Below are 9,536 nucleotides of genomic sequence, written 5' to 3'. Positions count from 1 at the left end.
CAGGCCAGGATGGCCTGACTACGCACCCGGCGAGCCCAAGCGGCCGGAATCTTGATCGAGGCCACCATGGGCCAGGGACGGAAATTTCATCCACAGATGTCACAGATGTTCCCAGATGTTCTTCTTCATCTGTGAACATCTGTGACATCTGTGGATAAATTCGGCTGGTTGCTTTGGCCGGAGCGGCGATCATGGCCTGGCTGTTGATGCGGATCGTTGCGATGCCGACCAAGCGCGGACAGCGAAGCCGCGCGGTGCGAGAGCATCCGGGGCGCTACGATAAACTCGATTACGACAACGACAACGAGAATGTTTCTTTTCGGCAAGTGCGTTCATTCGTGTTCATTTATGAGCCGTTCTTCTTGAGAGTCAATCACCCATGCCGCATTCCGGCTTTCTAATCGAAAACCGCATCTTCGACCCGGCGGAGACCCTGTCGCGGGCGGATCTGGCGGCGCTGCAACTGGAGCGTTTGCGTGACTTGGTGGAGCGGGTCGCGCATGTCCATTTTTACCGCGACCATTTCACCCTGCATGACATCACCAGGCGCAGCATCCGCACGCTGGATGATCTGCTGCGTCTGCCGTTCACCACCAAGGACGATCTGCGCCGCCACCAGCCATTGGGTTTTCTGGCGGTCCCGCGCAAGGAGGTGGCGCGCATTCACGGCTCGTCCGGAACCACCGGCCGGCCGACCTTCGTCGCTTATACGCCGGAAGACCTGCGCATCTGGTCCGGGTTGTGCGCGCGCTTCCTGGTCGCGGGCGGTCTGAAACCCGAGCATACGGTGCAGATTGCCTTCGGCTACGGGCTCTTCACCGGCGGCTTCGGGCTGCACTATGGGGTCGAGCGGGTCGGTGCGGCCATCATCCCCGCCGCTTCCGGCAATACCCGGCGTCAGCTCGATATCATCCATGATCTGCAACCCGAGGCGCTGATCTGCACCCCGAGCTATGCCCTGACCATCGCCGACGCCGCCCGTGATGCCGGACTGGACCCGCGCGCGCTGTCGCTGCGCTACGGCCACTTCGGCGGCGAGCCCTGGACCGAGGACATGCGCCGCGAGATCGAAGAGCAACTCGATATCCTCGCCTTCAACAACTACGGACTCTCGGAGGTCATCGGCCCCGGGGTCAGCGGCGAGTGCGCGGCCCGCAACGGCATGCATCTGCAAGAAGATCACTTTCTGGTGGAGTGCATCGACCCGGAGACCCTGGCGCCGGTGGCCGAGGGTGAGCCTGGTGAGCTGGTCATCACCACCCTGACCCGGCAGGCCATGCCGATGATTCGCTACCGGACCCGTGATATCGCGCGGATTTACCGCGAGCCCTGTCCGTGCGGCCGCAACACCCTGCGCATGAGCCGGGTGGCCGGGCGCAGTGACGACATGCTGATTATCCGCGGAGTCAATGTCTTCCCATCGCAGATCGAGGAAGCCCTGTTGCGGGTCGACGGCACCACCCCCCATTATCTGATCGAGGTCAGCCGCCCCGGCACCCTGGATCAGGTCACGGTCAAGGTGGAGATCCGCCGCGAATCCTTCTCGGATCGTATGGACCGGATGCAGGCGTTGCGTGAGCGCATTGCCCGCGAAATTCACACGGTCGCCGGCATTCGCGCCGAAGTCGAGCTGGTGGAACCGCGCAGCATCGAGCGCTTTGCCGGCAAGGCGAAGCGGGTGATGGATAAGCGGGGGTTGACCGAGGCTTGACCAAGCGAACAGCGGGAACTCGTCAACCGGATGGCCGTTCTCCTGGCCTATTTGCTCAAGTGGCAATGCCAGCCCGGACGCCGGGGCGCGAGTTGGCAGGTGACCATCCGCAATCAACGCCGCGGCATCGTACGACGCCTCACCGAGACCCCGAGTCTTCGACCCAAGCTCAACGAACCGGCTTGGTGGGCCGGTGTCTGGGATGACGCCACGGCTCGGGCTGCTGACGAGACCGGCCTTGCGGATTTTCCGGACTCCTGCCCATGGAGCGCAGACCAGATTCTCGATTCGGGGTGGTTGCCTGAGTAAGGATTGGTGTCCAAGATCCACCGGGCTATAGGGGCGCCTGTAGGGGCGACTTAAGTCGCCCCTACACGTCGGTAGATCATTTCCCTGAATTTACCCATGGTCAGGTCGGGATCTGTCGGGTGCGCCGCGCGGACCGACGACCGCGCAGATCGCGAGGCGGCCGGGTTCAGACCAACGCCCGCACGGGTAAGTCGAGGTCGTGGTCCAGTTTGATGGAGCGCCGTCTTGGCGGCGGGGTGGGGAGTGCGGTAGCCTCTCCGGACGGGGTAAGGTGCTTGGGTGCTGGACTGCATGCAGCCTAGGCGCGTCGGTCCGCACAGCGGACCCTACGGTAAGGCCGCGATCCGTAGGGTCCGCTGTGCGGACCAGCGGCCTCGCTGTCGGTGCGATGGCCGGGATTATGATCAAGGCCTACGCAGGCCGGCTTTGATCAGCGTTTCGGCCAAAGTGATCAATCGGATTTGTCCACAGATGGACACAGATGTTCACAGATGAAGAGAGAAAATCTGTGTTCATCTGTGAGCATCTGGTATTGATGGAAATTAAAATGACAGCGGAACACAATCAACTTGAGCAACAGGCCGCGACAATTTTGGGATTAATGTTGTTCGAGTATTCGCGGCTAGATATGGAGCTAGGACTTTTTCTTGTCTGGTCTGATGAGGGTCAACAGCTAGAGTGGTTGACGAAAAAGCTTACCAACCAGAACTTATCTGCGAGACTGAGGTTACTAGAAAAGCTCGTGCAAGAAAAGTATGCGGGTAGCCCTGCGGTTGACCTTTACGCTGCTTGGTTGAATGATGCTCACGCAATTCGTTTGCTTCGTAACCAATTATTTCATGGCCGATGGGGTTTTATACCGATTCAGCAGTTAGTGGCAAATGTAATCGGGCTTCCGACCTCGCCGGAGCAAAGCGAGACTCGTTACTCTATCGACCAATTAGGGGCATCTTTGGAATCCATGCGAATGCTGCGCGTTCGTCTCAGCGATCTTCGCAAGAAATGGCCCGTCTAGCGATGGCGGGCGAGTAAAAGAGGCGAAGTTGGATTACGAATTTCGGAAGACGAAGATCGCTTTCGCTCCGATAATCGTCTTTTCGATCTGTTTTTCGGGAATGCTCTCCGCGTGCTCCGATACCGATACCGCCATCGGTTCGTCCATCGTCAGCGCTGCCCGCGAACAAATCGGGAAGACCGTTCGCTACGACCCGGCATACCGATCGATTGCATATCCTGACGGGGATGTCCCGATCGATAGGGGCGTTTGCACCGATGTCGTGATTCGTGCCCTGAGAGCCGGTCTTGGTCTGGATCTTCAGAAATCTGTGCATGAGGATATGAAGCGTCATTTTGGAATGTATCCGAAGAAATGGGGCCTGGGATCGCCGGATAGCAATATCGATCATCGCCGGGTCGCCAACCTGCAGACCTACTTTGAGAGAAAGGGGTATTCCGTAGCAGTGTCAAAGGAAGCCGACGATTACAAGCCGGGAGACTTGGTCACCTGTACTGTTCCTCCGCGCTTGCCCCACATCATGATTGTCAGTGATAAAAAGACCCTATGGGGAGTCCCTTTGGTTATTCATAATATCGGGGCTGGAACAAAAGAAGAAGACCGGCTCTTTGAGTTTGAACTGACTGGTCATTACAGAGTCAACGAAATCAAGCAAGTTCAGGCGGCGGATGGGGCAGAGCCGCGCGGTCGGCCTTGATCACGACAACGACAACCTCTCTTTGGGAACCCATGAACCACGCTGCGGGCCTCATGGCCGTCCGAGGATGATATAACCGGTGGTCTCGCCGTCCCCGGTCAAACCGACACCGAAATACGCCGGTCCCAGCCAGGTATCGGCACCGAGAAACAAGCTGCTGCCGAAGCGGGTTCCGGATTCGTTCAGTTGCTCGATGGTATCAGTCAGGGTGCCGACTTCCAGTGATCCGCCGACATAGACTCCGCGGCCCAGCGGCGGCGGCAGGGCGGTGAGCAGGCGGTAGTAGGTCAGTGAGCCGAAGGCGAGGTTGTTGCCGCGGAACTCGTCCGTGGCATAGCCTGACAGGCGCTGGAAGCCGCCCAATGTGAATTGATCGTAATAGGGCATCTCGCTGCCGAAGGCGGTGCCGACCTCGGAGCGGGCGACGATGGTGTTGTCCCCGAAGCTGAAGGCCCCGGCCCAGTAGCCCGAGGCGCGGTTGAAGCTGACGTCTGCCCCCATCGCCGGTTGGGGCGAATGTAGGTCCAGTGCCAGGCGATTGCCGCGCCGCGGCAGAAAAGCGGAGTCGAGGGTGTCGTAGACGAAGGCCGCGCGCAGGCCGGTTTCATTGGACTCCGGTTCGGGGAGTTCAGGGTCGCCGGTATCCAGTTTGGCATTGGCGCGGCCAAGGATGGCGCCGATGCGCAGTTCCGCATTGCCGCCGAAGAGGGTTGCGCCCAGGTCCAGGCCGAGCGTGCTGCGCGACAGGTCATAGCGCGCGACACGTCGCCCGTCCTTGAAAACACTGAGCGGCACTCGTGAAAACCCCAGACTGGGCAATATGAAGGTGGAGCGTTCGACTGAGAACGGTTGGTAAAACTCGGTGTAGAGATCGGTGACGTTGCCGATCTGCGCGGTCGTATACCATTCGGCGCCGAGGTCGTTGATCCAGGTCCGGCGATAAGTCCCGCGCAGGCCGAAGCGGTTGTCGCCCTCGAAATCGGTGGCGATGCCGAGACCGAAGGTCAGATAGCCGGGTCCCCAGGGTTTCTCGCGGGCGTTGATGTCCAGGCGGTTGGTGCCGTTCTTCCGATCCAGGTCGTAGTTGATGTTCTTGAAGTCGCCGCGGCCATAGAGCTTCTCGATGTCGGACTCCAGCCGTTTGCGGTGTAGCGGTTGTCCTTGCTGATGGTCGATCAGGGGCTCGAAGATGGCTGGATTGACGAATTCGAGGCCCGCGACCTTGACTTCGTCGATGGGCGCCCGGTCCGGGATTGCCAGTGGGCGGCTGTCCCGCCAGGCCGCGTAGGCCTCCGGGCTGAGGCTCAGGTGCGCCAGTCGCGGCGCGGCTTTGCGCGCCGCGAGCTCTCCGATGCGGATGGCATCGGCGGCGCGGTCGAAGTTGCTCGAGGTGATGTCGCCCAGGTCGGGTGAGATCAGTATGTCTTTGCCGATGCGCAGTTCCTTGAGTGAGCGCTGGACGTTCTGCTCGGTGAGAATCGCGACCATCTGTCCCACGACCCCCACGACCGACTCCAGTTGATCGCGGGGCAGATAAGACCCGCCGAGGTTGACCGCGATGACCAGATCGACACCCATGGCGCGGGCCACGTCCACCGGCAGATTGCGCACCAGGCCGCCGTCCACATAGATGTTCTTGCCGATCTCCACCGGGGCGAAGAGCCCTGGAACGGACATGCTGGCGCGCATCACCTCCGGCAATGGGCCTGAGTCAAACACCTGCATGTCGCCGTTTTCCAGATTGGTGGCCACCGCGCGGAACGGGATTGGCAGTTCATCGAACTGCTTGATCCCGTCGGCGTTCTTGACCAGGTCACCAAAGAACAGTTCGACCTTCTGCCCGGCCAGCGCCCCGCTCGGCAGCCGCAGCTTGCCGTCACGCACGCCGACGCTGAAGTCGAAGTTCGGTTGCAGGCTCTGCTCGCGGCGGCGGATCGGCCAGTCGTCCCGCGGCGAGTCATCGACAAAGAGTTTGTTCCAGTCTACCTCGGTCAAGCGGCGCTCCATCTCGGCCGGACTCACGCCGCTGGCATAGGTGCCGCCCACCAGGGCGCCCATGCTGGTTCCGACCACGACCGCGATGGGAATGCGCAATTCTTCCAGCACCTTGAGTACGCCAACATGTGCCGCCCCGCGGGCGCCGCCCCCGCTCAGGACCAGACCAATCCGCGGGTAGGCCGCATCACGCGCCGCTGTCGGCAGCGCGACGCAGCAAATCAACAACAGCAACAACAGGCGTTTCATCAGGTTCGTAACTCCATGGGGGCGCGGGGCGGTGCGTCCATAGGCGGGATCATACCTGACCCGCTCCCCGTGCTGCCGTTGCGAATCCGTGACGGCGGATCAGGGCCATCCGATGCTGATGTAGCCGGTGCCCTCACCGTCGCCGGAGATCCCGAGGCCCAGATAGGCGGGTCCGATCAAGGTGTCGACCCCAAGGAAAAGGCTGCTGCCGAAGCGGGTCCCCGGTTCGGTCAGCGCCGGCTCGGTGTCCTCCAGGGTGCCGACTTCCAGTGAGCCGCCGACATAGACCCCGCGCGTCAGGGGCAGCTTCAGGTGAGTCAGGCGGTAATAGTAGGTGAGCGCGCCGAAAGCCATGCGCTCACCGCGCAGTTCATCGATGGCATAGCCGGAGAGACGCTGGAAGCCCCCGAGTGCGAATTGGTCGTAATAGGGCAGGGGGTCACCAAAGCCCGCGCCGAATTCGGCGCGGCTGACCAGCGTATGGGCGCCGATGCTGTAGGCGGCGGTCCAATGACCCGACACCCGCTGAAAATCCAGGTCCGCGCCCATGACCGGCTCCGGCGCGCGCAGGTCCAGGACCACGCGGTTGCCGCGTCGCGGCAGCGTGGCGCTGTCGAGCGTGTCGTACCTGAAAGCGACCCGCAGCCCGCTTTCGTTCGTCGACTGCTCCGGAATTTCCGGGACACCGGTATCGCGCTTTGGGGTTGCGGTGCCCAGGAAGGCGCCGATCCGCAGTTCGGCATTGCCGCCGGGGAGGGTGCTGCCCAGGTCCAGGCCGATGGCGTCACGGACCAGTTCATAGCGCGCAATGCGTGTGCCCAGCTTGAAGACACTCAGCGGGGCCATGCCGATGCTCAGGCTGGGCGCGACGAAGACCCTGCGGTCGATCGTCAGGGGTTGGTAGAACTCGGTGCGCAAGCCCATCAGGTTCCCGGCCTGGGCGGTCGTCAGCCATTCGCCCCCGAGCGGATTGACCCAGGGGCGGCGATAGGTCGCCCGCAGGCCGAAGCGGTCGTCGCCTTCGAAGTCGGTGGAGACCCCGAGTCCGAAGCTGAGGTAACCGGGTCCCCAGGGCTTTTCATGAGCGCGGATGAGCAGGCGATTCCGATCGCCCGACGCGCTCGGGTCGCTCAGCGGATTCAGGTCATAGTTTATGTTCTTGAAGTCGCCCAAGCCGTAGAGGGTCTGGATGTCGGACTCCAGACGCGCGCGGTCCAGGGGTTGTCCCTGCTGGTTGGCGGCCAGGGGCGCGAACAGGGCGGGATTGACGCGCGTCAGCCCCGCAATCTCGACCGCGGCGATCGGCGCTTCATCCGTGGTCGGGCGAGCGCGGGCGGTCCGCCAGGCGGCATAGGCGGCGGGACTGAGGCTCAGGTGATGCAGCGCCGATGCCGCCGCCCGGGCGGCAGTCTCGCCGCGGCGGATGGCTTCCGCAGCGCGGTTGAAGTCGCTTGAGGTGATGCTGCCGAGATCAGGTGAGATCAGGATGTCCTGGTCGGGGCGCAGCTGCGCGAGTGAGTCCTGGACATTCTTCTGGGTGAGAATGGCGAGCATCTGTGCCATGACCCCGACCACCGACTGCAACCGGTCGCGCGGGAGCAAACCGCTCCCCAGATTGACCGCGATGACCAGATCCACGCCCATGCGGCGGGCCACGTCCACCGGCAGGTTGCGGACCAGACCGCCGTCGACATAGATGCGCTCGCCGATCTCGACCGGAGCAAAGACCCCGGGGACCGACATGCTGGCGCGCATCACCTCCGGCAGGGGGCCGGCATCGAAGACCTTCATACCGCCGTCTTCCAGATCGGTGGCGACGGCGCGGAAGGGAATCGGCAGGTCGTCGAACGTCGGCACCGCCTCGGTGCCCGCGATCAGCGCGCTGAAAAAGTTCTCCACCTTTTGTCCGGCCAGGGCGCCGCCCGGCAGCTTGATCCGGCCCTTGTCCAGGCCGACGGTCAGGTCGACCGACGGCTGCAAGTCCAGTTGTTTGCGCCGGATCGGCCAGGTTTGACGCGGCGGGTCATCCAGCAGCAGGTTATCCCAGTCGGCCGTGGTCAGGCGCCGCTCCATCTCCGCCGCGCTCATGCCTCCCGCATAGACGCCGCCCACCAGGGCGCCCATGCTGGTTCCGGCGATGGCGCTGATCGGGATGCGCAGTTCCTCCAGCACCTTGAGCACGCCGACATGGGCCGCCCCGCGGGCGCCGCCGCCGCTCAGGACCAGGCCGATGCGCGGGTGGGGCGCGTCGGCCGCGAACCCCGGCCAGGCGATGCAGCAGAGCAGCAACAGGGACCACGGCAGCAACAGGCGTTTCATCGGGATACTCCACGGGGCAGCGCGACCGCGGGGCCGCGTGGGGGAGGATACCCGAGAGCAGTTAGGTTATCTTGCGCGGGTGCGCCGATTCCGGTTCGTTGTGTTCACTCATGTGTTAAGAGCAGAGTTTTTCGCGATGGGATATCGAAGCCGGTTTTCGCGGGATCAAGCAGGAAATCGGCAGCGCCGAGATGCCACCGCGCAACCCCGATGCCGTGACCAATCGTCCGTATTGCTGCATGGCGGCGACCGCAATCACCGGGATCTACGACGCGCCGTTATCCGACCACCAAGCGCACCGAATACGCTTTCGCCGACCTCCGGTGCCGGCTCGCACAAGACCTTTGCGGCGAGGGTTTCGGTATCGGTTGTGTGGGGGCCAACAAACCGACGCAGAATCCACTGATCGCGGCGGTTATGGGGCTCGAAGCGTAATTGAAAAAAAGAAACTGCAGGTTTGAACATGGGGCTGTCTTCGCTTGCCCGCAAACGTGTAGCATAAAGCGGCACGCGCCGCAGATGACTCTGCGCGTTCCCACAACGCCCGTTGCGCACGCTCGCATTTTACAGCGAACGGTAAGCTTCTCTTCTTGCTCGAGCGAATTAAGTGTCCCCGGAACTCGAAAACGAAATTTTATTCCGCGCATTGACAACGGGTGAGCGTGGACTATTCTTAGTTTGGTCTCGATCAAGATTCCGGCCACTTGGTCTCGCCGGGTGCGTAGTCAGGCCATCCTGGCCTGACATGGTCAGGGCTGGAAGCCCTGAATACGCACGCGCCGGCCGGAATTACGATCAAGGCCCTTAGTTTCGGGCGTCGGCTCTCGACGTTGTCGACAACATGGCCGGCGCAGACCGTGGGCGTTCAATACGCGAAATCAATAGTTGAGATTGACAATGAACAAAGACTTTCATTTTGGGGTGATCACGGTGCTCGCACGCTGGGCCGGATTCAGCAAAGAAGAAGCGGGCACCATTGCCTACAACAGTCAATTTGTTGACGAGTTGTATTTCAACGGGGAGATTGTCTTTGAGCGCGAACATGGAAGACCACCCTATGCTTACACGTTCCGGCAGACGGTAAAGCAGACGGCGACATCTCCTCAAATGCTTTATAATTTGGTCGACTTGACAAACAGGGATAAGTACTTCAAGTGAAATATCTGTAGCCCTCTATCAGCAATGAGCGAATTGGATACTGTACTTTTCGCCTACCGAACCTAGGATATCGCTAAGCGCCT

The 9,536-nt window shown here is 61.7% G+C and carries 7 protein-coding genes and 1 pseudogene; 6 read left to right on the top strand and 2 right to left on the bottom strand.

All coding sequences use genetic code 11. The features are described 5' to 3' along the window. Positions 1-191 precede the first annotated feature (191 nt). The 5 genes and pseudogenes from QZY03_RS31080 to QZY03_RS31060 all read left to right on the top strand — a co-directional run bounded on the left by QZY03_RS31080 (position 192) and on the right by QZY03_RS31060 (position 3,732). The gene (locus QZY03_RS31080) at positions 192-401 is read left to right on the top strand and encodes a hypothetical protein (protein ID WP_295588137.1); all 210 of its coding nucleotides are present in this window, start codon (positions 192-194) and stop codon (positions 399-401) included. After that, positions 380-1,711 (top strand): phenylacetate--CoA ligase family protein, encoded by a 1,332-nt coding sequence (locus QZY03_RS31075; RefSeq protein ID WP_295588135.1) that lies wholly within the window; start codon positions 380-382, stop codon positions 1,709-1,711. The genes QZY03_RS31080 and QZY03_RS31075 overlap by 22 nt, the downstream gene beginning before the upstream one ends. A gap of 15 nt (positions 1,712-1,726) precedes the next feature. After that, positions 1,727-2,020, top strand: a pseudogene (locus QZY03_RS31070) (DUF29 domain-containing protein); the annotation flags it as partial. Positions 2,021-2,501: 481 nt separating this feature from the next. Beyond that, the gene (locus tag QZY03_RS31065; protein ID WP_295588132.1) at positions 2,502-3,035 is read left to right on the top strand and encodes a hypothetical protein; all 534 of its coding nucleotides are present in this window, start codon (positions 2,502-2,504) and stop codon (positions 3,033-3,035) included. 28 nt (positions 3,036-3,063) lie between these two features. After that, complete coding sequence (locus QZY03_RS31060) at positions 3,064-3,732, top strand: DUF1287 domain-containing protein (RefSeq protein WP_295588129.1); 669 nt, start codon at positions 3,064-3,066, stop codon at positions 3,730-3,732. Positions 3,733-3,783: 51 nt separating this feature from the next. Here the strand turns inward: QZY03_RS31060 and QZY03_RS31055 are convergent, their stop codons facing one another. Together QZY03_RS31055 and QZY03_RS31050 are read right to left on the bottom strand one after the other, a co-directional pair. Continuing rightward, the gene (locus tag QZY03_RS31055) at positions 3,784-5,976 is read right to left on the bottom strand and encodes a patatin-like phospholipase family protein (RefSeq protein ID WP_295588126.1); all 2,193 of its coding nucleotides are present in this window, start codon (positions 5,974-5,976) and stop codon (positions 3,784-3,786) included. Positions 5,977-6,075: 99 nt separating this feature from the next. After that, entirely contained in the window at positions 6,076-8,295 is a 2,220-nt protein-coding gene (locus QZY03_RS31050; protein WP_295588123.1) for a patatin-like phospholipase family protein, read from the bottom strand. Between the two features lie 897 nt (positions 8,296-9,192). Here QZY03_RS31050 and QZY03_RS31045 point away from each other — a divergent pair. Beyond that, positions 9,193-9,453, top strand: a complete 261-nt coding sequence (locus QZY03_RS31045; protein WP_295588121.1) for a DUF6765 family protein — start codon at positions 9,193-9,195, stop codon at positions 9,451-9,453. Positions 9,454-9,536: the final 83 nt, after the last annotated feature.

The organism is uncultured Lamprocystis sp. (genome assembly GCF_903933125.1).
Lineage (GTDB): Bacteria > Pseudomonadota > Gammaproteobacteria > Chromatiales > Chromatiaceae > Thiodictyon.
This window is presented reverse-complemented; position numbering and strand designations above follow the sequence as displayed.

Coding starts and splice junctions, on each gene's coding strand:
- QZY03_RS31080 (WP_295588137.1), top strand. CDS start 192: ATGGCCTGGCTGTTGATGCGGATCGTTGCGATGCCGACCAAGCGCGGA.
- QZY03_RS31075 (WP_295588135.1), top strand. CDS start 380: ATGCCGCATTCCGGCTTTCTAATCGAAAACCGCATCTTCGACCCGGCG.
- QZY03_RS31065 (WP_295588132.1), top strand. CDS start 2,502: ATGTTCACAGATGAAGAGAGAAAATCTGTGTTCATCTGTGAGCATCTG.
- QZY03_RS31055 (WP_295588126.1), bottom strand. CDS start 5,976: ATGAAACGCCTGTTGTTGCTGTTGTTGATTTGCTGCGTCGCGCTGCCG.
- QZY03_RS31050 (WP_295588123.1), bottom strand. CDS start 8,295: ATGAAACGCCTGTTGCTGCCGTGGTCCCTGTTGCTGCTCTGCTGCATC.
- QZY03_RS31045 (WP_295588121.1), top strand. CDS start 9,193: ATGAACAAAGACTTTCATTTTGGGGTGATCACGGTGCTCGCACGCTGG.